Origin of the sequence: Kitasatospora sp. NPDC057015, assembly GCF_042673745.1 — a bacterium.
Classification (GTDB): domain Bacteria; phylum Actinomycetota; class Actinomycetes; order Streptomycetales; family Streptomycetaceae; genus Kitasatospora.
Window position 1 is genome coordinate 1 of sequence record NZ_JBHUSG010000006.1, and the last position, 23101, is coordinate 23101.

17 protein-coding genes and 2 pseudogenes are annotated in these 23101 nt (G+C 72.8%); 17 read left to right on the forward strand and 2 right to left on the reverse strand.

All coding sequences use genetic code 11. The features are described 5' to 3' along the window. Nucleotides 1-314: 314 nt before the first annotated feature. The 3 genes from ACFTWP_RS07755 (at nucleotide 315) to ACFTWP_RS07765 (ending at nucleotide 4204) form a co-directional block, all read left to right on the forward strand. Nucleotides 315-3188, forward strand: a complete 2874-nt coding sequence (locus tag ACFTWP_RS07755) for a polysaccharide lyase family 8 super-sandwich domain-containing protein (protein WP_380263345.1) — start codon at nucleotides 315-317, stop codon at nucleotides 3186-3188. Nucleotides 3189-3473: 285 nt separating this feature from the next. Then, nucleotides 3474-3848, forward strand: coding sequence for a hypothetical protein (locus ACFTWP_RS07760; RefSeq protein WP_380263346.1), 375 nt, complete (start codon nucleotides 3474-3476; stop codon nucleotides 3846-3848). 62 nt (nucleotides 3849-3910) lie between these two features. Beyond that, nucleotides 3911-4204: a hypothetical protein gene (locus tag ACFTWP_RS07765; protein ID WP_380263347.1), complete on the forward strand. Its 294-nt coding sequence runs from the start codon at nucleotides 3911-3913 to the stop codon at nucleotides 4202-4204. A gap of 704 nt (nucleotides 4205-4908) precedes the next feature. Here the strand turns inward: ACFTWP_RS07765 and ACFTWP_RS07770 are convergent. Beyond that, the gene (locus ACFTWP_RS07770) at nucleotides 4909-6051 is read right to left on the reverse strand and encodes a substrate-binding domain-containing protein (protein ID WP_380263348.1); all 1143 of its coding nucleotides are present in this window, start codon (nucleotides 6049-6051) and stop codon (nucleotides 4909-4911) included. Between the two features lie 273 nt (nucleotides 6052-6324). On the opposite strand from ACFTWP_RS07770, the gene ACFTWP_RS07775 reads away from it, so the two are divergent. The 8 genes and pseudogenes from ACFTWP_RS07775 (at nucleotide 6325) to ACFTWP_RS07810 (ending at nucleotide 15764) form a co-directional block, all read left to right on the forward strand. Continuing rightward, complete coding sequence (locus ACFTWP_RS07775) at nucleotides 6325-7338, forward strand: hydroxyacid dehydrogenase (protein WP_380263349.1); 1014 nt, start codon at nucleotides 6325-6327, stop codon at nucleotides 7336-7338. Further along, nucleotides 7335-9269 carry a DUF2264 domain-containing protein gene (locus ACFTWP_RS07780; RefSeq protein WP_380263350.1) on the forward strand — a complete coding sequence of 645 codons (1935 nt, stop codon included), beginning with the start codon at nucleotides 7335-7337 and terminating at the stop codon, nucleotides 9267-9269. Before ACFTWP_RS07775 ends, ACFTWP_RS07780 begins: the two co-directional genes overlap by 4 nt. 166 nt (nucleotides 9270-9435) lie before the next feature. Next, nucleotides 9436-10248: pseudogene (locus ACFTWP_RS07785) on the forward strand (ABC transporter substrate-binding protein); the annotation flags it as partial. 250 nt (nucleotides 10249-10498) lie between these two features. Beyond that, nucleotides 10499-11284 carry a carbohydrate ABC transporter permease gene (locus ACFTWP_RS07790; protein WP_380263555.1) on the forward strand — a complete coding sequence of 262 codons (786 nt, stop codon included), beginning with the start codon at nucleotides 10499-10501 and terminating at the stop codon, nucleotides 11282-11284. Then, nucleotides 11281-12141, forward strand: coding sequence for a carbohydrate ABC transporter permease (locus tag ACFTWP_RS07795; protein ID WP_380263556.1), 861 nt, complete (start codon nucleotides 11281-11283; stop codon nucleotides 12139-12141). Before ACFTWP_RS07790 ends, ACFTWP_RS07795 begins: the two co-directional genes overlap by 4 nt. 6 nt (nucleotides 12142-12147) lie before the next feature. Further along, nucleotides 12148-12816 carry a hypothetical protein gene (locus ACFTWP_RS07800; RefSeq protein WP_380263351.1) on the forward strand — a complete coding sequence of 223 codons (669 nt, stop codon included), beginning with the start codon at nucleotides 12148-12150 and terminating at the stop codon, nucleotides 12814-12816. Nucleotides 12817-12917: 101 nt separating this feature from the next. After that, on the forward strand, nucleotides 12918-14816 hold the full coding sequence (locus tag ACFTWP_RS07805; RefSeq protein ID WP_380263352.1) for a heparinase II/III family protein: 1899 nt from the start codon (nucleotides 12918-12920) through the stop codon (nucleotides 14814-14816). A gap of 216 nt (nucleotides 14817-15032) precedes the next feature. Beyond that, nucleotides 15033-15764 (forward strand): sugar phosphate isomerase/epimerase family protein, encoded by a 732-nt coding sequence (locus ACFTWP_RS07810; RefSeq protein ID WP_380263353.1) that lies wholly within the window; start codon nucleotides 15033-15035, stop codon nucleotides 15762-15764. Between the two features lie 88 nt (nucleotides 15765-15852). Here ACFTWP_RS07810 and ACFTWP_RS07815 read toward each other — a convergent pair whose 3' ends face one another. Continuing rightward, on the reverse strand, nucleotides 15853-16947 hold the full coding sequence (locus tag ACFTWP_RS07815) for a LacI family DNA-binding transcriptional regulator (RefSeq protein ID WP_380263354.1): 1095 nt from the start codon (nucleotides 16945-16947) through the stop codon (nucleotides 15853-15855). 71 nt (nucleotides 16948-17018) lie between these two features. Here ACFTWP_RS07815 and ACFTWP_RS07820 point away from each other — a divergent pair, with 71 nt between their 5' ends. From ACFTWP_RS07820 to ACFTWP_RS07845, 6 genes and pseudogenes are all read left to right on the forward strand, one after another. Further along, nucleotides 17019-18173 (forward strand): Gfo/Idh/MocA family protein, encoded by a 1155-nt coding sequence (locus ACFTWP_RS07820; protein ID WP_380263355.1) that lies wholly within the window; start codon nucleotides 17019-17021, stop codon nucleotides 18171-18173. After that, on the forward strand, nucleotides 18170-19318 hold the full coding sequence (locus tag ACFTWP_RS07825) for a dihydrodipicolinate synthase family protein (RefSeq protein ID WP_380263356.1): 1149 nt from the start codon (nucleotides 18170-18172) through the stop codon (nucleotides 19316-19318). Before ACFTWP_RS07820 ends, ACFTWP_RS07825 begins: the two co-directional genes overlap by 4 nt. A gap of 93 nt (nucleotides 19319-19411) precedes the next feature. Then, nucleotides 19412-20248: a sugar phosphate isomerase/epimerase family protein gene (locus ACFTWP_RS07830; protein WP_380263357.1), complete on the forward strand. Its 837-nt coding sequence runs from the start codon at nucleotides 19412-19414 to the stop codon at nucleotides 20246-20248. Beyond that, nucleotides 20245-21333, forward strand: coding sequence for a glycerate kinase (locus ACFTWP_RS07835; protein WP_380263358.1), 1089 nt, complete (start codon nucleotides 20245-20247; stop codon nucleotides 21331-21333). Before ACFTWP_RS07830 ends, ACFTWP_RS07835 begins: the two co-directional genes overlap by 4 nt. A 147-nt stretch (nucleotides 21334-21480) precedes the next feature. After that, the gene (locus tag ACFTWP_RS07840; RefSeq protein ID WP_380263359.1) at nucleotides 21481-22146 is read left to right on the forward strand and encodes an SMI1/KNR4 family protein; all 666 of its coding nucleotides are present in this window, start codon (nucleotides 21481-21483) and stop codon (nucleotides 22144-22146) included. Nucleotides 22147-22416: 270 nt separating this feature from the next. Further along, nucleotides 22417-22995, forward strand: a pseudogene (locus tag ACFTWP_RS07845) (IS5 family transposase); the annotation flags it as partial. Between the last annotated feature and the right edge of the window lie 106 nt (nucleotides 22996-23101).

Genomic DNA, 23101 nt, shown 5'->3' on the forward strand with positions numbered 1-23101 from the left:
CTGGCAGAACGTCGCCCAAGGCGCCCTCCTCATCACCGCCGTCGCCATCCAGCAACGCCGCAACGGCGAACGCCGCATCGGCCTCCCCGCCTGACGTCCCCGGCCGAGCCGCTGCGCCCGTGCCCGGTCGAACTCGGCGACGGCGTCGAGCGGCCGGGTCCTGGGCGAGCAGGACCCGGCCGACCACATCCTCACGTCGGCAGAGTCCCCACGGTGTCCGACTGTTCGCTTCTGATCGTATTGCTGGAATTCGTGGCGTTTCGCTCGCCGGCGCTCCTGGAGTGCGGCCGCCCTTCCCCACCCGGAGGTTCACCATGGATCCGTCCCGTAGACGCCTTGTGATCACGGCCGGCCTGGGCGCGGTAGGAACCCTCCTGCTGCCCGCGCTCCCCGCCCTCGCCACCGGTGACGAGTTCGACCGGCTTCGCGCCCGCTTCACCGCCCTGCCCTCGTTCACCGCCACCGACACCCCGTTCGCCGCGCGGCTCTCCGCCCTCGGCACGGATGCCGCGGCGATCCGGACCGCGATGGCCCCGACCGCGTCCTCGCTCTGGCCCGACCTGCCGATCGGTTCGGTCTCCGGGCGCGTCACCGGCAGCTACCGGCGCGTGCTGCAACTGGTCGACGCCTACCGCTACCCGGCGACCGGGCTCACCGGAGACGCAGGGCTCGCCGCCGACATCGTCACCGCACTCGACTGGCTCGCCGCCCGTGCCTACACCCCCACAGGCAGTGCCTACGACAACTGGTGGGACTGGCGGATCGGCTCCCCGCAGCTGTCGATGACCATCACCGCAGCCATGTTCGACAAGCTCACCCCCGCGCAGATCAGCACCTACGTCGCGGCCGTCGACCACTACCTCCCCGACTCCTACGTCGCCTCCTACAGCGGCTCCAGCACCGGCGCCAACCGCGTGGACTACTGCCTCGTCCACGCGATGCGCGGGATCGTCGGCAAGAGCGCCGCCAAGCTCGCCCTGGCCAGGGACGCCCTGTCCCCGGTGTTCCCCTTCGTGGTCTCGGGCGAGGGCCTGTACCGCGACGGCTCCTTCATCCAGCACGACAGCATCCCCTACATCGGCCACTACGGCCTGATCCTCCTCGACGGGGTCGCGACCCTGCTCACCCTGCTCAAGGGCACCACCTGGACGGTGACCGACCCGCAGGTTCGGAACGTCTTCACCGCGGTGGACGCCGCCGTGTCCCCGCATCTCCACAACGGCCTGACGATGGACACCGTCTCGGGACGGTTCATCGCCTCCGGCAGCCCCGGCGACCCGAGGAACACCGACGACCACACCCGTGGCCGCGACGCCGTCTCCACGGTGCTCGACCTCGCCGCCTGCGCGGACGCCGCCTCCGCCGCCCGCTGGCGGGCCCGCGCCAAGGGCTGGCTGCAGCGCGACGCCTACTCCCCGCCGCTGGCCGACCCGGCCCTGAGCCTGCCCCGGCTGGCGGCCTACGCGGCGGTGCTCAACGACGGCACGGTGACCGCCGCCCCCGAACCGGTCGAGCACCGCATCCTGGGGGGCATGGACCGATCCGTGCACCGCCGGCCCGGCTTCGCCTTCGCCCTGGCCATGTCCTCCCAGCGGGTCGCCTTCTACGAGGGCAACATCAATTCCGTCGGCGAGAACCAGCGCGGTTGGCACACCGGCTCCGGCATGGCCTACTGGTGGCCGGCCACCGGCGACGGCGGGCAGTACACCGACCAGTTCTGGCCCACCGTCAACCCGTACCGGCTGCCCGGCACCACCGTCTCCACCAAAGCACTCGCCGACGGGGCGGGCGGCGGGCTCCCGGCCCTACGGCCCGGCAACACCTGGGCCGGCGGCGCGACCGACGGCGAGTTCGCCGTCGTCGGCCAGGACACCCGCGGCGTGCAGTCCACCCTGACCGCCCGCAAGTCCTGGTTCTGTCTCGCCGACGGCGTGGTCTGCCTCGGCGCGGGCATCACCGCCACCGACGGCGTCCCCGTCGAGACCGTGGTCGACAACCGCAACCTCGGCGCCGCCGGCACCCAGACGCTGACCGTCGACGGCACCGCCCAACCGAGCACGCTCGGCTGGTCGCAGAGCTTCGCGGGTGCGGGCTGGGCGAACATCGCCGGCCAGGCCGGCTACGTCCTGCTGCAGAACACCACCCTCAAGGCCCTGCGCGAGCAGCGCACCGGCAAGTGGAGCGACCTCTCCAAGCGCGGCCCGACCGACCCGCAGACCCGCCGCTACCTCACGCTGTGGATCGACCACGGCACCAACCCCACCGGCGGCGGGTACGCCTACCTGCTGCTGCCGGGCGCCACCGCGACCGCCACCGCCTCCCGGGCCGCGAACCCGGGGATCACCGTCATGGCCAACACCTCCTCGGTGCAGGCCGTCACCGACACCGCGACCGGCGTGACGGCGGCGAACTTCTGGACCGCGGGGACGGCCGGACCGATCACGGTCTCGGCGCCCTGCTCGGTGCTCGTGCGCGAGAGCGGCGGCCGGTTGACGATCGCCGTCGCGGACTCCACCCGTGACGCCGCCACCGTCACCGTCACCGTCGCCCGCAAGGGCTTCACGACCGCCTCCGGCGGCCCCGGCATCTCCGTGCTCGGCCTCGACCCCATCACGGTGATCGCCGAGGTCGGCGGCAACCTCGGCGGCAGCCGCACCGTCACCTTCGGTACCGGCTCCACCGTGACACCGGTCCGCTCGGCGCTCCTCGCACCGGTCGCCGACGCCTACGTCCGCGACGGCTCCTCCGCCGGCACCAACTTCGGCAACGACACCCAGATCGTGGTCAAGAACAGCACCACCGGTTACACCCGCCGCGGCCTGCTCTCCTTCGACCTCTCCGGCGTCACCGCCACCCCCAGGCGGGCCGTGCTCTGGGTCAACGGCCGCACCGACGACAGCGCCGGCAGCCAGGCCGCCCTGACCGCCTACGCCGTCACCGCCGCCTGGACCGAGACCGGTGTCACCTGGAACAACCGGCCCGCCCTGGGCAGCGCCCTCGCCGGCGCACCCGTCGGCGGCACCGCCGAGTGGATCCCCCTCGACGTCACCTCCCACGTCGCCGCCCGCTACGGCACCTCCGGGCCGGTCACCGTCGCACTCGCCCAGGCGGATCCCGACCAGCTCGTCACCCTCACCTCCCGCTCCGGTTCCAGCGGCGACCGCCCCCTCCTCGAAGTCCTCTACTGACCGTCCGGCGCCGCATCCCACCGCCCCTCCGCCGGCGCCCACGACGGGCCGGGGACGACGGACCGGTCCGGATGAGCCGCCACCACACCGGGTGTCCCGCACCCGTGACGAACCTCGGTGCGGCCGCACAGTCCGGCGACCCCGGGGACGGTGGACGGGAGACGCCCGGGCCGGTCCGCTCGCCCTGGCCCCGCGTCACGGCACCGGGAGGCGCCCGGCGGATAATGGCCGGTACCGCAGGCCGGCTGCGCCGGCGGTACCGGATCGATGGGAGGCTGGGGACGGATGACTCTGGAGGAAGGCCGACGCGTCAGGTTGGCCGAGGACCTGGGGATCGGTGAGGCGGTCGCCGGCGAGTACGGGGCCGTCGTCGCGTTCCTCTCGCTGGGAGCCGGGGTCGAAGGCACCGTGGAGCGCGTGGACGGAGAGCTTCCGGAGAGCGACGAAGTCCGCGAGTACCAGCGCCTCCGAGCACTGTTCGAGGACTACGGGCACACCATGCCCGAGGCGAGCCGCGAGCGCCTGGAGGCGGAGATCGCCGACCTCGAACCGCACTGGGTCGCGCACCGCGAGCAGGGGCGTCGGGTGACGCTCCGGGTCCGGTTCGACAACGGCTTCGTCCTCGACGGAGCGCACCAGGACATCCTCACCCCGCTGTAGTGGAAGACGTCCGACGCCCGCGCGACAACGCACGCACGGGTGCCTGTGCCATGATCCACCGCATGGACACGTTCACCTGGACACCGGCGCACGCCACCGGCGGCCCCTTGGACGACCTCCTCCGACTCGTCCGCGAGCGCGTGCCGAATCTGGTGGTCGAGCGCAGGGCGGAGGAGCACCGGACGGACGACGACGACTGGTTCCTCATCCGCATGGTGACCAACCCCGAACCGATCACGCTGGAATGCCGCCCAGGAGGACGGCCGCCCTTCCTCGTGCACGACGAGTACTCCTCCGTCGAAGCGCCTGACGCCGTCACGGGCGCCACGGCCGTCTACGAGCTCCTCAGCGCGTAACTCCGGCCACGTACCCTTCGCCCCCGGCACCGGCCTCACCCGGAGTCGGATGGAATCACCGGCTCCCGCCGGGGCCGGTGGGCTACCCGATGATCAGGCCGCCTCGCTCACACGGGCGCCACCGTGATCGCCGTCGGCACGGTGGCGTCCAACCGCCGGACCGAGGATCGGCGCGCCCACGTGGGAACACTCGCGCAGAAGGCGTTCTTCGCCCTGGGCCTCAACGACGCCCCCCGGTTCCCAGAGATCGTCGCGCGCACCCGCCTTCAGACGCCGGGACGATCTCCATCGGCTTCGACCGTCGCGACCCGCGCCCGTACGGACCGGGGCAACTGCGCGTAGTGACCCCCATTGCATACCTACTGATCACGCTGTTTGCCTGGGAGGAGCAGCCGGAGGCGTCCCGAGCCCCCGGCCCGCTTCGTTCGAACCTCGCAGGTGAGCCATGGACAGCATGTTTGGCCGACGTACCGACGCAGCCGTGCGGCCGCAGTGGGAGATCCACCTACGGTACGACCCGTTCGACCCGATACGGACGGACCGCCGTGCGCGCGCCCTGCGCGAGGTGGCGGCGGGTACGGGAGTGCCGGGGCCCGCGCCGATCCCGCGCAGGCCGATCCCGGTCAGCAGGTGCGGGCCTCCGACGGCCGGCCGGTCCGGGGCCGACGGCTGCGCCCTTCATCCCCGGACCACGGCGCCACCCGTTACCGACGTACCCCGGGGCTCGCCACGCTGGAGTCACGGATCACCAGTTGCGGGCTGATCTGGATCCGGTGGACCGGGCGGTCCGCACCTTCCCGCATCCGCTCCGCCAGCAGCTGCACGGCGGTCCGGCCGAGGGCGGGTTTGGCCGGGCGGACCGCCGTCAGCGCGGGGTCGGCCAGGCCGGCGACCTCGTCGTCGTACGCGACGACGGCGAGGTCGCCCGGGACGTCGATGCCGCGTTCCTGGCAGCGGGCCACCAGGGAGATCGCCTCCCGGTCGGAGTGCACCAGGACTGCCCGGGTGCCGGTCGCCAGGCAGTCGTCGAGGTACGTGTCGAGGTGGTCGTTCCAGGCGGGGTCGCGGTGGTCGGGCGTGATCGCTTCCGGGATCCCGTCGAGGTCCAGACCCATCTCGACGGCCGTCTCGTGCCAGCCGCGGCGGACCGCGAGGGTGGTCGGGCTGGTCGCGGGGGCCAGGAAGCCGACCCTGCGGTGGCCTTCGGCGGCCAGGTGACGGATGGCCAGGCCCGCACCGAAGGTGTGGTCGGTCGTGACCGACTCCACGTGCTCCGCGAAGGGCCCGACGGTGGCGGTGCGCTCGACGAAGGTGACCGGGACGGGAAGGCCGGCCAGCCAGCCGATCAGCTCGGCGGCCGCCTCGCCGGTCGTGGGAGGTGCGATGAGCAGACCACGGATGCCGGCGGTCTCCAGGAGCCAGCCGGTCTGGCGGCGGATGTCGTCCACGTCCTCGTAGGACGATCCGCGCAGCACGATGCGGACGCCCGCGTCGGGGGAGGCGTCGCGGGCCCCGCGGATGATCTGCGGCCAGTAGTAGTCGAGCGACGGTACGACCATGCCGACCGGCGACCGGTCGGCCTCGCCGAGAGCCGCGGTACCGGAGTCCTCGACCGCGGCGGCCGACGGCTGCTGGGTGACGGCATGCCGCGGCAGCCGGATGCCGCCGTGGACGCGTTCGATCACGCCCTCGGCGGCGAGCTGCGCGACGTCCCGACGGACGGTCACCGTGCTGACGCCCAGGGCGCGGGCGATGTCGGCGACCCGCAGGGTGCCGTGCGCGCGCAGCTCGGAGAGCACGCTTTCGCGGCGCTGCTCGGGTAGCAGGGGTGACTCGGGCTCGGTCACGGCGCGCCTCCTCGGTCGTTCGACGTTGCGTCCCTGGGCCAGGGGGCACCTCCGATTGTCCATGGTGTGCGATGCAGTGCGGTGCGGTGACCCCCAGGCGACTGTTCGATCATAATCGCTCACCTTCACTCTACGCGAGTCGCGTTACAGACCGGAAACGAAGCCTTGCGAAGCAGCCCTCCCATGCGGTCTACTCCCTGTCACCGATCGAATGAACATAATCAGACAGAAACGCTCGTCTGGTTGATCGAGGAATCCAGAGGGGTTGAGCACATGCGCCATCGTCCGCAGGCACTGCTCGTCATGCGGCACGACACGTACCGGGTCCAGTTCGGTCCCGACCAGCTGCGCCGGTTGGCCTCGCTGGCCGAGCTCGGCGAGCCGGTCTGGTCCGACGACCTCGACGAACCGCGGACCAGGGCCCGCCTGGCGGAGGCCGAGGTGCTGGTCACCTCCTGGGGCTGCCCGCCACTGACCGCCGAGAGGCTCGACGCCGCACCACGACTGCGCGCGGTGTTCCACTGCGCCGGCAGCGTGCGACCGATCGTCTCCGACGCGCTCTGGCAGCGCGACGTCCTGGTCACCAGCGCCGCGGAGGCCAACGCCACCCCCGTGGCCGAGTACACCCTGGCCGCGATCATCTTCGCGGGCAAGAAGGCCCACGTCCTCGCGGCCCAGTCGCGACTGGAGCCCGTCGGCTGGCAGGCCGTCGGCCACCGCGAGGACCTGTCCAACTACGAACGCACCGTCGGGATCGTCGGGTTCTCCCGGATCGGCCGCCGCGTCGTCGACCGCCTGCGCACCCTCGACACCGCCGACGTACTCGTCAGCGACCCCTACGCCGAGCCGGCCGCGGTCGCCGCCGCCGGCGGCCGGCTCGTGGAGCTCGACGAGCTCCTGATCCGCTCGGAGATCCTCTCCCTCCACCTGCCCGGCATCCCGGAGACCCGGCACGCGATCGGCGCCCGCGAACTGCACCTGCTGCCCGACGGCGCGACCGTCATCAACACCGCTCGCGGCGGCGTCATCGACACCGAGGCCCTGGAACGCGAGTGCGCCACCGGCCGCCTCAACGCCATCCTCGACGTCACCGACCCCGAACCGCTGCCGGTGGGCTCGCGGCTGGCCGGCCTGCCGAACGTGATGATCACACCGCACATCGCCGGATCCCTCGGTACGGAGACCCGCCGGATGAGCGGCCGGGCGCTCGACGAGCTGGAACGCCACCTCCACGGCGAGCCGCCGCTGGACGCCGTCACCCGCGAGGCCCTGGCGGTGAGCGCGTGACCCCCGACATATCCCCCCACACCGGCTGGACCCGACCGGACGTCGCGGGGCTCGCCGACCGCCTGCTGCTGGCCGCCGCCCGGCACGCCTCGCCCACGCACGCCCTGATCACACCGCCCGGCGCCCCCGGCGGCTACGGCACCGCGGTGGACGGGCTGGAGGGATTCGCCCGAACCTTCCTCCTCGCAGGCTTCCGCGTGGCCGGCGAGCAGGGCCACGACCCGCTCGACCTCCTGGAACGCTACGCGCGCGGCATCGCCGCCGGCACCGACCCGTCGTCGCCCGAGCGCTGGGTGACCCCCCGCGAGCACGGTCAGGCGAAGGTGGAGGCGGCGTCGATCGCCCTGATCCTCGACCTGACCCGGCCGTGGCTGTGGGACCGCCTCGACGCCGGCGTGCAGGAGCGGGTCGTGGACTACCTGGCCCAGGTGGTCGGCGACACCGGCTACCCGCGGACGAACTGGGTCTGGTTCCGCATCGTCGTCGAACAGTTCCTCGCCTCCGTCGGCGGTCCGTGGTCGCCCGAGGACATCGAGTCCGACCTGGCCGTGCACGAGTCGTTCGCCCGCGAGGGCGGCTGGTACCGCGACGGCGGGAACCGCAGCTACGACCACTACGGCGGCTGGGCCCTGCACCTGTACCCGATCCTGTGGAGCCGGATGGCAGGGGCGGACCGGTTCGCGGCGCCGCGCCTGCCCCGCCACACCGAGCGCCTGGACCGCTTCCTGCTCGACGCCGTCCGCCTCGTCGGCGCCGACGGGTCACCGCTCGTCCAGGGGCGCAGCCTCACCTACCGGTTCGCCGCCGCGGCGCCGTTCTGGACCGCCGCGTACGCCGGGAGCACCGCACTGCGGCCCGGCCAGCTGCGCCGGGCCGCGGTCGGGATCGTCAAGCACTTCGCCGACCACGGCGCTCCCGGCGAGGACGGCCTGCTCACCCTGGGCTGGCACCACCCGTGGCGGCGGCTGGCCCAGCGCTACTCGGGCCCCGGCTCGCCCTACTGGGCGGCGAAGGGGCTGCTGGGCCTCGCCCTGCCGGCCGACCACCCGGTGTGGACGAGCACCGAGGAGCCACTGCCCGTGGAGCAGGCCGACCAGTCGGCCGTCATCGCCGCCCCGGGCTGGATCGTGAGTGCGACCCGCTCCGACGGCGTCGTCCGCGTCCACAACCACGGCACGGACGCCGCCGGGCCCGGCGACCGCGTGGGCGACTCCCCGCTCTACGCCCGCCTGGCGTACTCGACCGCGACCGCCCCGCTGCTGTCCGAGGACGGCTGGGACGCGCCGCTGGACCAGTGCGTCACCCTGCTCGACGCCGCCGGCCGCGCCACCCACCGCACCGGGTTCGAGCGGCTCGCGGTGGCCCAACCCGGCGGTGCGGCCGTTCTCGCCTCGCGGGCACGCTGCCACTGGGTCGACCCCGACCGGACGGTTCCCGACCACGGCTCCGGACGGCCGGGTGCGGCCCTGGACGCGGCGGTCGTCACGACCGTCTCGATCGTGCGCGGCGCCTGGGAGATCCGGTGCGTCCACGTCGATCCGGCCGACGCCCCCGGCTGGCCCGACGTCGCCGCGCTGCGGGTCGGCGGCTGGCCGATCACCGCCGACGAGCCGCCGGCCACGCGGGCGGACGGGACGGCCGCGAGCGTCGTCGGTGCGCACACCTCCTCCGTCGTGGGTCTGGCGGGCTTCACCGAGGCCGGTGTCGACCAGGCCCACGACGCCACCCCGCTGGGCGCCTGGACGGCGACGCCCTGGCTCCGCACCAGGCCCGGCCCGCACGTCTGGACCGTCGCGGCCCTCACCCTCGGCGGCGGTCAACACCCTCCGCCGCACGCCGGGATATCCGGCCCCGACACCGCACCGGTCGTCACGGTCAGCTGGCCCGACGGCTCCACCACGGTCGCGGCGCTGCCCGCGAACGCCACCTGAGAACACACCCTCACCCGAGAAGAGAACCCCCGTGAACAGAAGAAGTCTCCTCGCGTTCTGCGCGGCCGCGACCGCCGCCGCCACGCTGGCCGCGTGCGGCTCCGGCTCCGCCCCGACCGACGCCGCCGACAGCGGCCCCGTCGAACTCACCGTCAGCGTCTGGAACATGGCCACCACCCCGGAGTTCAAGGCCCTGTTCGACGCCTTCCACACGGCGAACCCGAACATCACCGTCAAGCCGGTCGACATCCTCGCCGCCGACTACCCCACCAAGATCACGACGATGCTCGCCGCCGGCGACACCACCGACGTCATCACCATGAAGAACGTCATCGACTACGCGCGCTACGCCGGCCGCGGCCAGCTCAAGGACCTCACCCCGCTCGCCACCTCCGGCACCGGCGCGAAGCTCAACGGCCTGGACGCCTTCAAGCAGGACGGCGGGAAGTACTACGCGCTGCCCTACCGCCAGGACTTCTGGCTCCTCTACTACAACAAGAAGCTCTTCGACGCCGCCGGCAAGCCCTACCCGACGAACCTCACCTGGGACGCGTACGCCGACCTGGCGAAGTCGCTGACCTCCGGCTCCGGCCAGGGCAAGGTGTACGGCACCTACCACCACACCTGGCGCTCGGTCGTGCAGGCGGTCGCGGCCGCGCAGAGCGGCGGAGACCTGATCGGCGGCGACTACGGCTTCCTCGCCGACCAGTACCGGACGGCGCTCGCGATCCAGGACGCCGGCGCGACGATCGACTTCGGCACCGCGACCACCCAGAAGAGCGGCTACCAGTCGGTGTTCGAGAACAAGCAGGCCGCGATGCTGCCGATGGGCAGCTGGTTCATCGCCAAGCTCCTGGCCGACAAGCAGGCCGGGACCACCGACGCCGACTGGGCACTCGCGCCGCTGCCGCAGCGGCCCGGCGCCTCCGGCGTCACCACCTTCGGCTCGCCGACCGCCTTCGCCGTCAACAAGAAGGCCCAGCACACCGCCGCGGCGCAGAAGTTCGTCGAGTTCGCCACCGGCCCGGAGGGCGCCAAGGCCGTCACCGCGATCGGAGTGGTGCCCGCACTGATGACCGACGAGACCCGCAAGGCGTACTTCGCCCTGCCCGGGATGCCCGTCGACGACGACGGCCGCGCGCGGCCCGTCCCGGTGGCGTGCCCACCTCGTCGGCTGGAGCTTCGTCCTGCCGAACTTCCTCGGCTTCGTCCTGATCACCCTCATCCCGGTGATCGCGGCGATGGCCCTGGCCTTCACGGACTGGGACTCCTACAACACGCCCCGGTGGATCGGGCTGGAGAACTTCCGCCACCTGCTGCGCGACGACTCGACCAAGGTCGCGCTCCGCAACACCCTCTACTACGCGGCGGGGCACGTCCCCCTGACCGTGCTCGCCTCCCTCGGCCTCGCACTGCTGCTCAACCGCAAGGTCGCGGGGGTCGCCTTCTTCCGCGCCGCCGCGTTCTTCCCCTACATCACCTCGATGGTCGCGGTCGCGATGGTGTGGAACATGCTCTTCAACCCCGCGTCCGGGCCCGTCAACCAGTTCCTGCACCTGCTCGGCGTCACGGACGCACCCGGCTGGACCAGCAGCACCACCTGGGCGATGCCCGCGGTGATCATCACCAGCGCCTGGCGGGACATGGGCTACTACATGATCCTCTTCCTCGCCGGCCTGCAGTCCATCCCCAAGGAGCTGTACGAGGCCGCCGAGATGGACGGCGCGAACGCCTGGCAGCGCTTCCGCACCGTCACCCTGCCCGGGCTGCGGCCGACCACGTTCCTGGTCCTCATCCTGCTGACCGTCCAGAGCTTCAAGATCTTCGACCTCGTCGTCGTCATGACCGGCGGCGGACCGGGCCGCGCCACCCGCGTCCTGTCCCAGCAGATCTACCAGAAGGGCATCGTCGACGGCGAGTTCGGCTACGCATCGGCGATCTCGGTCGTCCTGTTCCTGCTCGTCCTCGTCCTCACGCTCACCCAGTTCTGGTTCAACAAGCGGAGGAACGCATGACGACGACCACCCGCACGGCCCGGCCCGGGCGCGGCGCCACCGCCGTGATCGGCCGCCTCGCCGCCCACCTGCTGCTCCTCGCCGCCGCCGCGGCCGTCCTCGTCCCGTTCCTGTGGATGGTCAGCTCCTCGCTCAAGCACAACAACGAGGTCTTCACCGTCCCGATCCAGTGGATCCCGCAGACCGTCCGGTGGAGCAACTTCGCGGACATCTGGAGCCGGATCCCGCTGACGACGTACCTGGGCAACACGGTCCTCCTCAGCACGGTCATCACCCTGCTGCAGGTGTTCACGGGCAGCTTCGCCGCCTACGGCTTCGCCAAGGTCCGGTTCCCCGGCCGCGACGTCCTGTTCCTCGCCTACATCGCCACCATCGCCCTGCCGTGGCAGGCGTACATGATCCCGCAGTACATCCTGATGCAGAAGGCCGAACTCACCGACACCTACTGGTCGCTGATCCTGCTGCAGGCGTTCGGCGCGTTCGGCGTCTTCCTGATGCGCCAGTTCTACCTGACGCTCCCCGACGAACTGTGCGAGGCCGCCCGCGTCGACGGGCTGACCGAGTACGGCATCTGGTGGCGGATCATCCTGCCGCTGTCCAAGCCCGCGCTCGCCAGCCTCGCCCTGCTCACCTTCGTGAACACCTGGAACGACTTCATGGGGCCGTTCATCTACCTCACCAGCAACGACCACTGGACGATCCAGCTGGGACTGCAGTCGTTCATCGGCCAGTTCGACGCCGACTACGCCATGATGATGACCGGCTCGGTGCTGTCCGTCCTGCCGATCCTGGCCATCTTCCTGCTCGGGCAGCGCTACTTCATCCAGGGCATCGCCACCTCCGGCATGAAGGGGTGAGCGGGCATGCGGGAGAAGACCGGACTGCCGTACGACACCGTGTTCACCACGGTGTACGCCGGGCTGCGCGTCAACCTCTGCCTGCTCGTGGCCGGGCTCCCCGTCGTCGTCGCGTTCACCGTGACGGCCTCGCCGCTGGCGGCCTGGCCGTTCCTGACCGGCGTGTCGGCGCTCTGCGGGCCGGCCGTCACCGCGGCGTTCGCCGCGTTCGAGGCGTTCGACGACGATCCGCAGCGCACCGGCCGGGCCTTCTGGACCGCCTACCGCACGGGCTTCACGCGCTCCCTGGGCATCGCCGCGGCCGCGGCCGCCGGAGTGGTCGTGCTGGTCGTCGACCTGCGCCTCGCGGCCGGGACGGCGTTCGGCGCGGTCACCCCGATGCTGGTGCTGCTCATCGCCCTGGTCGTGACCGTGACGACGACCGTGCTGGCCGCGGGTCGACAGCTGCCGGCGCGAGCGCTGCTCGCGGCCGCGTACCTGTCCGTCCGCGCGTGGCACCTCGCCCTCGTCAACCTCGCAGTGCTCGGCGTGCTCCTCGCGGTGATCGCCGTCAAACCCGCGGTCGGCCTGCTGCTGCTCCCCGCACCCGCGCTCTACCTGGTGTGGGTGAACACCCGCCACACCCTCGCCCCGCTCACCGCCGGCCGGCCCCGACGGGCCGGCCCCCGGACCTGACCCGGTACAGCCACCGAACAACCCCGTACCGCCACCGAACAACACCCGTCGGCGACGGAGCACCGTCGCCGCGGGCGTTCCACCCCCCAACTAGGAGCACCATGTCGAACACGCCGCCCGGCGGCGCCGGCGCACGCAGGTCGAGCGCCGGGCTGCTCGCCGATCCGGCCGCCTCCCTGCCCCTGCCGCCGGCCGACGACCGCACGACCTGGTCGGCCGCCCACCTGGACCGGCCGACCCTGAGCCGGCTGCGGGAGCGTGCCGACGACGACCTCGCGGCGCCGTGGCCGCTGCCGCTCGCGAGCGGCTTCGCCCGCTACGCCCGCGACGGGGACCGCGCCGGCTACGAGAGCGCGGTGTTCGCCCGCCAGCACCGGCTCAGCCGAGCCGCCGTCATGGCCGCGGCGACCCTGGACGCCCGCTGGCTCGACGAGGTCGCCGACGGCGTCACCCTGCTGTGCGAGCAGAGCACCTGGTGCTGGCCCGCCCACGACGACACCTTCGGCCGCGGCGCCGTGGTGCCGGACCTCGCCCGCCCGTACCTCGACCTCGGAGCCGGCGAGGTCGCCGCCCAACTGGCCTGGATCGACCACCTTCTCGGCAGCCGGCTCGACGAGCGCTACCCGGGCCTGCGGGCCCGGATCCGCCACGAGGTCGACCACCGGGTGCTGACGCCGTTCACCACCCGCCGGGACTGGCACTGGCTCGGCCTGCACGGCGACGTCCACAACTGGAGCGCCTGGATCCACGGCAACGTACTGACCGCGGGGCTGGCCCTGATGGCCGACGGCGAGCCCCGCACCCGCCTGGTCGACCTCGCCGTCGGAGGGCTGGACCGCTACCTCGCGTCCATCCCGCCGGACGGCGCCATCGACGAGGGTTTCCTGTACTGGTGGCAGGGCGCCTGCCGGGCGCTGGAGGCCCTCGACGTACTGCACCACGCGAGCGGGGGCGCCCTCGGCGGGGACCTGACCGGCCCGGTCCGGGCGACGATCGGCTTCCCGCACCGCATGCACCTGGGCGGCGACTGGTACTTCAACGTCGCCGACAGCGCCGCCCGGGTCTCCCCCGAGCAACCCTGGGACGCCCTGCACCGCGCCGCCCGACGGGCCGGGGACAGGACGGCGGAGGCGCACGCCGCGGCCCAGCGCCGGCCGCAGGCACCCGTCGCACGGGAGGAGGGCGGGCTCGGACGCCTGCTGCGGGCCCTGACCGATCCGGCCTGGATCGGTGCGGCACCGGCCGCACCCCCGCTGCCGCGGGACGTCTGGCTGCCGTCGACGCAGGTCTTCCTTGCGCGGAGCGCGCCGGGGACGGCGGCGGGGCTCACCCTCGCGGTCAAGGGCGGGCACAACGGCGAGCACCACAACCACAACGACGTGGGCGCCGTCGTCGTGGCACTCGGCGGCGTACCGGTGGTCGTCGATCCCGGCCGCCCGACGTACACGGCGCAGACCTTCGGGCCGGACCGGTACGACATCTGGACCATGCAGAGCTCGTGGCACAGCGTGCCGGAGATCCGTGACACCGCCCAGGCGGTCGGTCCGCAGTACGCCGCTCGCGACGTCGAGGTCCGCACCGACGACGACGGGGCCGCGCTGGCGCTGGACATCGCCGGTGCCTACCCGCGCTCGGACGTCGCCGGCTGGCGGCGCGAGGCCCGTCTGGACCGCCGCGACGGCCGGGTCAGCGTCAGCGAGTCGTGGACCATGGACCCGTGCCCGGGCCCGCAGGGGACGCGGGTGCACCTGATGGTCGCGGGCACGGTGCGGACCGGCCCCGGCCACGCCGTGGTCACGGCCCTGGAGGGTGCGGGAGCCGTCCGGATCAGCTGGGAGCCCGCGGACCTGCCGTGCTCCACGACGGTGCGCCCGCTGGACGATCCCCTGCTGCGCGACGTGTGGGGCGAGCGGCTGACCCGGCTCGAGATCGATGTCAGCGCGCTGGGACCGGTCGGCGCCCTCCGCTGGAGCCTGGAGGAGGTGCCGGCCGGTCCGTGAGGGCAACGCCCTCGGCGGGACGGCGCCGTCGGCGCACCACGGGCTCCTCCGTGCTGCGCCGACCCGCGCTCGGCGCCCGCGACGAAGCGCGGCGCCGCACCGGCGGACTGCCTCCCGCGGGTCGGACTTGACCGGTAACCGCTTTCCCAGAGAGCCGGCCCGCCCGCCGGCACGGCACCATCCATCGCAGGTCCGCCGTCAACCCTGGAGTCCGAGATGCGACTGGCACTGAGCACGCTGGGCACGCCGGGCGTGCCCCTGTCCGGATCGGTCGACCTGGCCCGGAGGTTCGGCCTGGACGGGCTGGAACTGCGCCTGCACCCCGACACCGGTGTGCACGCCGGCCTGGACGCCGCCGAACGCGCCGCGGTCGTACGGACCTTGGGCGACCTCGCGCCGTTCTGCCTGTCCGGGTACGTCCGGATCTGCGAACCGGGCGACGACGGCCCGGTGATCGAGGCCCTGCGGGCCGACCTGCGCCTCGCGCGGGACCTCGGGGCGGACTTCGTCCGGGTGTTCCCCGGCGGGGACGACCTCGCCGCCGGGACGCGCAGACTGGCCGCCGTCGCGGACGAGGGAGCACGCGTCCTGGTCGAGACGCACGACTCGCTGCCCACCGGCGCCGCCGTCGCAGCCCTGCTGGATCGCGCCCCGCGAGCGGGCGCGATCTGGGACCTGCTGCACCCCTGGCGGCACGGCGAGGAGCCGGCGGAGACCCTGCGGCGGCTCGGGGACCGCATCGTCTGTGTACAGATCAAGGACGCGGTCTCGGCGTCCGACACGACGCCCGTGCCACTCGGGACGGGCGCCGTCCCGCTGTCCGCCGCCCGCAGGCTGCTCGACGGATTCGACGGCTGGGTGTCGCTGGAGTGGGAGCGGACCTGGTACCCGGGCATCCCCCCGGTCGAGGAGATCCTGCCCGGCGCACTGGCGTGGGCCGCCGGCTAGGGTCCACCCGGACGTCCGCACCGGCCACACCGGCCACCCCCCGCACAGCGCACGCCACGGCCACGGCCACCCGCCGCGCCCGATCGCCTCAGTCCGTGCCGGCACCCGTGCCCGTGCCGGTACCCGTGCCGCCCACCGGGCCGGTGCTGCCGCGCGTCACCAAAGCCACGCCGAGCGGCGCCTGCCGCGCCGGGGTGGCGCCGTCCGCGATCAGCTGGACCACCCGCTCCCCGGCCTGCTCCAGCGGCAGCCGGACCGTGGTCAGTGACGGCCGGAGATCGACCGCGAACGGCACGTCGTCGAACCCGATGACCGAGACCTCGTCCGGGACAACCCTTCCGAGGTCGTCCTGGAGCGCGGTCAGCACCCCGGCCGCCATGATGTCGTTGAGGGCGAGCACCGCCGTGACGCCGGGCTCGGCGGCGAACAGTCCGAGCGTCGCGTCCCGCCCACCCGCCCGGGTGAAGTCCGTGAACACCACTCTGCTGTCGGGGAGTTCACCGCCGAGTCGGGACCACGCCGCTCGGATCCCGGCCAGCCGCTGCTGGACGGTGACCAGACCCGCGGGGCCCGCGACCACGCCGATCCTGCGGTGGCCGAGCCGCCACAGCTCGGTCGCCGCGCGGTCGGCCCCGCCGCTGTGGTCGAGCGGGACGAAGGGCTCGATTCCCCGTTCCCCGATGCAGGCCACCCGCCCGCCGTCCGCGCGGAACGCGTCCAACTCCGCCGCGAACCGCTCCGTCAGCTCGTCGTCGACGACGCCGCTTCCCGCGATCAGCAGGGCCCGCGCCCGCTGGGCCCGCAGGTTGCGCACGTACTCGATCTCCAGCTCGGGGTCGCCGAGCGTCGCGGCGATCATGACCAGCAGCCGGTGCCGCTTGGCGCCGCGCATCGCACCGGCGGCGATGGCCGAGAAGTACGGGTCCGCGATGTCGTGCACGAGCAGCCCGACGACGGAGGTCGAGGACCGGGCGAGGGCCTGCGCCGGAGCGTTGGACACGTAGCCGAGCTCCTGCGCGGCTCCCTCCACCTTGCGGCGGAGTTCCTCACCCACCGTGCGGGGCCCGCCGTGGAGGACCCGCGAGGCCGTGGCGATGGAGACCCCCGCGCGCTCGGCGACGCGCTGGAGGGTCACGGCTCCGCTGGAGCGCTTGGCACGGGTGGTTGACCTCGGGTTCGGCATGCTCGTAACGTACCCTCTGGAAAGCGCTTACCAATATTCCCGCATCCCGCCGCGAACCCAAGGAAGCCACCATGCCCCGCAGAGTGATCGGCATCGTCATGAACGGTGTCACCGGCCGGATGGGCTACCGCCAGCACCTCGTCCGCTCGATCCTGGCCATCCGCGAACAGGGCGGCCTGCCGCTCGGCGACGGCGAGGTGCTCTGGCCCGAACCCATCCTGGTCGGCCGCAGCGAGCACAAGCTCAAGGACCTCGCCGACCGCCACGGCCTCACCCACTGGACCACCTCCCTCGACGAGGCGCTCGCCCACCCGCTGGCCGAGATCTACTTCGACGCCCAGCTGACCCAGGTCCGCGAGCAGGCCATCCGCACCGCGATCGGCGCCGGCAAGCACATCTACACCGAGAAGCCCACCGCCGAATCCCTGGACGCCGCGCTGGAGTTGGCCGCCCTCGCCCGCGAGGCCGGGGTGTGCAACGGCGCCGTGCAGGACAAGCTGTTCCTGCCGGGCCTGCTCAAGCTCAAGCGCCTGGTGGACGGCGGCTTCTTCGGCCGCATCCTCTCCGTGCGCGGCGAGTTCGGCTACTGGGTGTTCGAGGGCGACTGGCAGGACGCCCAGCGCCCCTCCTGGAACTACCGCGCCGAGGACGGCGGCGGCATGATCCTCGACATGTTCCCGCACTGGCGCTACGTGCTGGACAACATCGTCGCCCCCGTCCGCTCGGTCTACGCCCACACCGCCACCCACCTGCCCGAACGCGTCGACGAGCAGGGCACCACCTACCGGGCCACCGCCGACGACGCCGCCTACGGCATCTTCGAGCTGGAGGGCGGCATCACCGCCCAGATCAACTCCTCCTGGGCGGTGCGCGTCGACCGCGACGAACTGGTCGAGTTCCAGATCGACGGCACCGAGGGCAGCGCCGTCGCCGGACTGCGCAACTGCCGCTTCCAGCACCGCGCCGCCACCCCCAAGCCGGTCTGGAACCCCGACCTGCCCGTCACCGAGCCCTTCCGCGACCAGTGGCAGCAGGTGCCCGACAACGCCGAGTTCGACAACGGCTTCAAGATCCAGTGGGAGCTGTTCCTGCGCCACGTGGTGACCGGCGCCGACTACGGATGGGACCTGCTGGAGGGTGCCAAGGGCGTGCAGCTCGCCGAACTCGGCCTGCGCTCCGCCCGCGAGGGCCGCCGCCTCGACGTGCCCGCGCTGGAGCTCCGATGACCGAGCTGCACCTGCCCGGCTTCGGCCCCCACCGAATGGCCGAACCCGCACACCTCGACCTCCCCGCCGGCCCCTCCGCCGCCCGGACCGTCTTCGCCGCCGCCCACGTCGTCGCCGACCCGCTGGGCCACAACGCCCCCGGCGCACCCGCCACCGTCGACTGGGACACCACCCTGGCCTTCCGCCACCACCTGTGGTTCCTCGGCCTCGGTGTCGCCGACGCGATGGACACCGCCCAGCGCGGCATGGGCCTGGACTGGGCCGCCACCAAGGAGCTGATCACCCGCTCCGGCGCCGAGGCCAGGGCCGTCGGCGGCCGGCTCGCCTGCGGTGCCGGCACCGACCAGCTCTCCCCCGGCCCCCACACCCTCGACGCGATCACCGCCGCCTACGAGGAGCAGCTCGCCACCGTCGAGCAGGCCGGCGCGCAACCGATCCTGATGGCCAGCCGCGCCCTGGCCGCCTGCGCCGCGGGCCCGGAGGACTACCTCCGGATCTACGGCCGACTGATCGGCCAGGTCCGCCGGCCGGTGATCCTGCACTGGCTCGGCGAGATGTTCGACCCGGCCCTGGCCGGCTACTGGGGTTCCACCGACCTCGACCGCGCCACCGACACCGTCCTCGCACTCATCACCGAGCACGCCGAGCGGATCGACGGCATCAAGATCTCCCTACTGGACGCCGACCGCGAGATCGCCCTGCGCCGGGCCCTGCCCGCCGGCGTGCGGCTCTACACCGGCGACGACTTCAACTACCCGCAACTGATCCGCGGCGACGAACTCGGCCACAGCCACGCCCTGCTGGGCATCTTCGACCCCATCGCCCCGGTCGCCGCCGCCGCCCTGCACGCCCTGGACACCGGCGACCTCGACCGGTACGAGGCACTGCTCGCACCGACCGTGCCGCTGGCCCGGCACCTGTTCGCCGCACCGACCTTCCACTACAAGACCGGTGTGGTCTTCCTGGCCTGGCTCGCCGGGCACCAGGACCACTTCACCATGGTCGCCGGCGCCCAGAGCGGCCGATCCGTCCCCCACCTGATCGAGCTCTTCCGACTCGCCGACACCGCCGGCATCCTGGCCGACCCCGACCTCGCCGCCGACCGGATGCGACGCTTCCTCGCCGTCGCCGCCCCGACCGGCTGAGGGCCCCGGCTCCACCCCGGGTGGCCTCCCCTCGTCCGACGGGCGGCCACCCGCCCTTCCCTCCTCCTCCCTGCCCGAAAGGAGCCCGGCACCGTGACCGGACTCACCCGCCTCTCCCTCAACCAGATCACCACCAAGCGATGGAGCCTCCCCGAGGCCGTCCGGGGCTGCGTGGACGCCGGCATCCCGGCCATCGGCCTGTGGCGGGACAAGGTCGCCGAAACCGGCCTCGCCCGCTCCGCCAAGCTCTGCCGCGACGCCGGGCTCACCGTCAGCTCCCTGTGCCGCGGCGGCTTCCTCACCGCCACCGACCCGCAGGACCGCCGGGCAGCCCTCGCCGAGAACCTCCAGGCCGTCGAGGAAGCCGCCGAACTCGGCACCGACACCCTCGTCATGGTCGTCGGCGGCCTGCCCGCAGGAAGTCGCGACCTGGCCGGAGCCCGCCAGGCCGTCGCCGACATGATCGCCGAACTCGCCCCGCACGCTGGCGACTTCGGCGTACGGCTGGCCATCGAACCACTGCACCCGATGTTCTGCGCCGACCGCGCCGTCGTCTCCACCCTCGGCCAGGCCCTCGACCTCGCCGAACCCCACCCCACCGCCCACGTCGGCGTCGTCGTCGACAGCTACCACCTCTGGTGGGACCCCCAACTCGCCCAACAGATCGACCGCGCCGGACGATCCGGGCGCATCGCCTCCTACCAGGTCTGCGACTGGACCCTGCCACTGCCCGCCGACGCACTCCTGGGACGCGGCCACGTCGGCGACGGCCACATCGACTTCCGCACCCTCACCGACCAGGTCACCGACGCCGGCTACACCGGCTGGATCGAGGTCGAGATCTTCAATCAGCAGATCTGGGACACCCCCGGCGACCAGACCCTGCGCACCATCACCGAACGCCACCTCGCCCACGTGGCCGCGCCGTGAGAATCGTCCTCGCACCCGACTCCTTCAAGGGCACCGCCACCGCCACCGAAGCCGCCCGGGCCCTCGCCGACGGCTGGCACTCGGTACGCCCCGGGGACGACCTCGTACAGCTCCCGATGGCCGACGGCGGCGAGGGCACCCTCGACGCCGTCACCACCGCCCACCCCGGAGCCACCCTGCACGAGGTCCCCGACTGCACCGGACCGGACGGCCGGCCCGTGACCGGACGATACGCCCTGCTCCCCGACGGCACCGCCGTCGTCGAACTCGCCACCGCCAGCGGACTCCCCCTGCTGGAGGGCCGGCTCGCCCCGCTCACCGCCACCTCCCGCGGGACCGGCGAGACCGTCGCCGCCGCCCTCGACGCCGGCGCCACCCGACTCCTGATCGCCCTCGGCGGCTCCGCCTCCACCGACGGCGGAACCGGACTCCTCTCCGCCCTCGGCCTGCGCGTCCTCGGCCACTCCGGATCCCACATGCCCGACGGCGGCGGCGCCCTCGTCACGGCCGCGACCATCGACCGCACCCGCCTGCGCCCCGCCCCGGCCGGAGGCGTCCACCTGCTCACCGACGTCACCAACCCCCTGCTCGGCCCCACCGGCGCCGCCGCCGTCTACGGACCTCAGAAGGGCGCCGGCCCCGCCGACACCGCCCTCCTGGAACGCGGCCTGGGCCGCTTCGCCGGCCTGCTCGGCGGCGACCCGGACCAGCCGGGTGCCGGCGCGGCCGGCGGCACCGCCTACGGACTCACCGCCGCCTGGAACGCCACCATCACCCCCGGCGCCACCGCCGTCGCCGACCTCCTCCACCTCGACGACGCCCTCGCCGACGCCGACCTCGTCATCACCGGCGAAGGCCGCTACGACGCCACCAGCCTCCAGGGCAAAGCCGTCGGCGAGGTGATCGACCGCGCGCAACGCGCCTGTGTACCGGTGCGGATCGTCGCCGGCGACTCCACCGACGCACGTGCCCTCACCCTGCTCTCACTCGCCCACGACGACACCGACGCCCAACGACGCGCCACCCACTGGCTCTTCCACGCCGGCACCGTCCTCGCCCGCTCCGCCGGGCCGACGACGGGCTGAGCGGCCGCTCCGCACCGGACGAAGACCCCGGCCGGCCCGGATGGACGCCGCCGTCTGCCCGGGGGTGACCGCGGTGCGGTGCCGTGTCGGGGTCTTCGTCTAGTCTGCTGCCTCTGACGAGCCGACGGCAGACGAGAGGGGAATGCGATGACCGAGTCCTGGGCGCGGCTGCGGGCGATCATGGGAGAGCCGGTGTACACGCCGGCCCGGGTCCCGTGGGAGCTGGCGCCGGCGGAGCTGGGCATCCAACTTCCCTCGGACTACCGGGCCTTCGTCGACCTGTACGGCACGGTGAACTTCAACGGTGAGTGGGGCCTGCTCCCGTTGACGGAGGACTCCCGCAGTGATCGCATGCCGGGGGGCCTGGCGAGGTGGCGCTTCGATGCCGACAACGACTTTCGGGAGCAGGTCGAAGTCGAGGACGAGTTCTGGAGCCAGGAGTTCACCCCGGTGTTCCCGGACCCGGGCGGGCTGTTGCCCTGGGCCATGAACACCAACCATGTCTACTGCTGCTGGCTGACCACCGGCTCGGACCCGGAACAGTGGCCGGTGGCCGTCTTCGGGGAAGGCCGCGACGGGAGGCTCGACCACTTCGACGGCGGCTTCGCCGAGTTCGTGGCAACCGTAATCACCCGCACCTACGCCCACGAGAACGAGTTGCTGATCCGACCGGACCCGGAGAAGTGGGGCGAACCGGCCCGACCGTTGTGGACACCCGGTTCCGACTGGAGCGGCAGGGACTGGGGTGCGGAGTGGGGCGTCAAGCCCCACCAGCCCACCGGGTCCGCGGAGATGCCCTGGGTCAGGAAGTGATCACCACGAGGATGGTCGCCTGTTTGAGTACCTGTGCCTGAACCCCTGTTTTGGGTAGCCTGGAGCCCTGGCCTGGGTCGGTGTCCAAGGACAACGGCCCGGCCGGGGAGCGGTGGTGCAGGAGCTGCGGCGGACGGCTCAGGTCGGAGGTGCCGCTCGGCACCTTCTACTGCTCGACGGCGTGTCGTGCCAGGCAGTGGCGGGTGGACCGCCGGTTGCGCAGGCGGGTGGCGGCCGAACTGAGCGGCGTCGGCCGGGTGGAGTGCCCGGATGGCCCGCTGGGCGGCGGCCGGGGTGATCGGGCAGATCCGCGACCAGCTCCGGGCCCGGGTCCGCCGGGACATGGGACGCGCGCCCGGCGCGGTCGCCACCATCATCGACTCGCAGTCGGTGAAGGCCGCCGAGACCGTCGGCAAGGACAGCCGCGGCTACGACGCGGCGAAGAAGATCAACGGCCGCAAGCGGCACCTGGTGGTCGACACCAAGGGCCTGCCGCTGTTCGTGATGGTCACCCCCGCAGACGTCACCGACCGCAACGCGGCCAAGGAGGTCCTCTTCAGGCTGCGGCTGATGCACCCGGAGATCACCATCGTCTGGGCCGACTCCGCCTACGCCGGACAGCTGGTGACCTGGGCGAAGAAGTACCTCAACCTCACCGTCAAGACGGTGAACCGGCCCAAGGACGCGAAGGGCTTCGTGGTCCTGCCCCGGCGCTGGGTGGTCGAACGGACCGATGCCTGGGTGATGCACGCCCGTCGGCACGCGCGCGACTACGAACGGCTGGTCCAGCACTCCGAATCACTGATCACCTGGGCCGCGATCACCCTGATGACCAGGCGCATCACCCAGCGTCAGGCCCGGCGCTCCGGCCAGCCGGCCTCCCGCGAAGCCCAACGGGACTGACCGTGGAGGTCTCCATGGAGACCTCCACCCGGATCCAGCCGGAAGACGGCCG

Excerpts from the sequence above, each read along its gene's own strand:
- ACFTWP_RS07755 (WP_380263345.1), top strand. The coding sequence starts at position 315 with ATGGATCCGTCCCGTAGACGCCTTGTGATCACGGCCGGCCTGGGCGCG.
- ACFTWP_RS07760 (WP_380263346.1), top strand. The coding sequence starts at position 3,474 with ATGACTCTGGAGGAAGGCCGACGCGTCAGGTTGGCCGAGGACCTGGGG.
- ACFTWP_RS07765 (WP_380263347.1), top strand. The coding sequence starts at position 3,911 with ATGGACACGTTCACCTGGACACCGGCGCACGCCACCGGCGGCCCCTTG.
- ACFTWP_RS07775 (WP_380263349.1), top strand. The coding sequence starts at position 6,325 with ATGCGCCATCGTCCGCAGGCACTGCTCGTCATGCGGCACGACACGTAC.
- ACFTWP_RS07795 (WP_380263556.1), top strand. The coding sequence starts at position 11,281 with ATGACGACGACCACCCGCACGGCCCGGCCCGGGCGCGGCGCCACCGCC.
- ACFTWP_RS07800 (WP_380263351.1), top strand. The coding sequence starts at position 12,148 with ATGCGGGAGAAGACCGGACTGCCGTACGACACCGTGTTCACCACGGTG.
- ACFTWP_RS07805 (WP_380263352.1), top strand. The coding sequence starts at position 12,918 with ATGTCGAACACGCCGCCCGGCGGCGCCGGCGCACGCAGGTCGAGCGCC.
- ACFTWP_RS07810 (WP_380263353.1), top strand. The coding sequence starts at position 15,033 with ATGCGACTGGCACTGAGCACGCTGGGCACGCCGGGCGTGCCCCTGTCC.
- ACFTWP_RS07815 (WP_380263354.1), bottom strand. The coding sequence starts at position 16,947 with ATGCCGAACCCGAGGTCAACCACCCGTGCCAAGCGCTCCAGCGGAGCC.
- ACFTWP_RS07820 (WP_380263355.1), top strand. The coding sequence starts at position 17,019 with ATGCCCCGCAGAGTGATCGGCATCGTCATGAACGGTGTCACCGGCCGG.
- ACFTWP_RS07825 (WP_380263356.1), top strand. The coding sequence starts at position 18,170 with ATGACCGAGCTGCACCTGCCCGGCTTCGGCCCCCACCGAATGGCCGAA.
- ACFTWP_RS07840 (WP_380263359.1), top strand. The coding sequence starts at position 21,481 with ATGACCGAGTCCTGGGCGCGGCTGCGGGCGATCATGGGAGAGCCGGTG.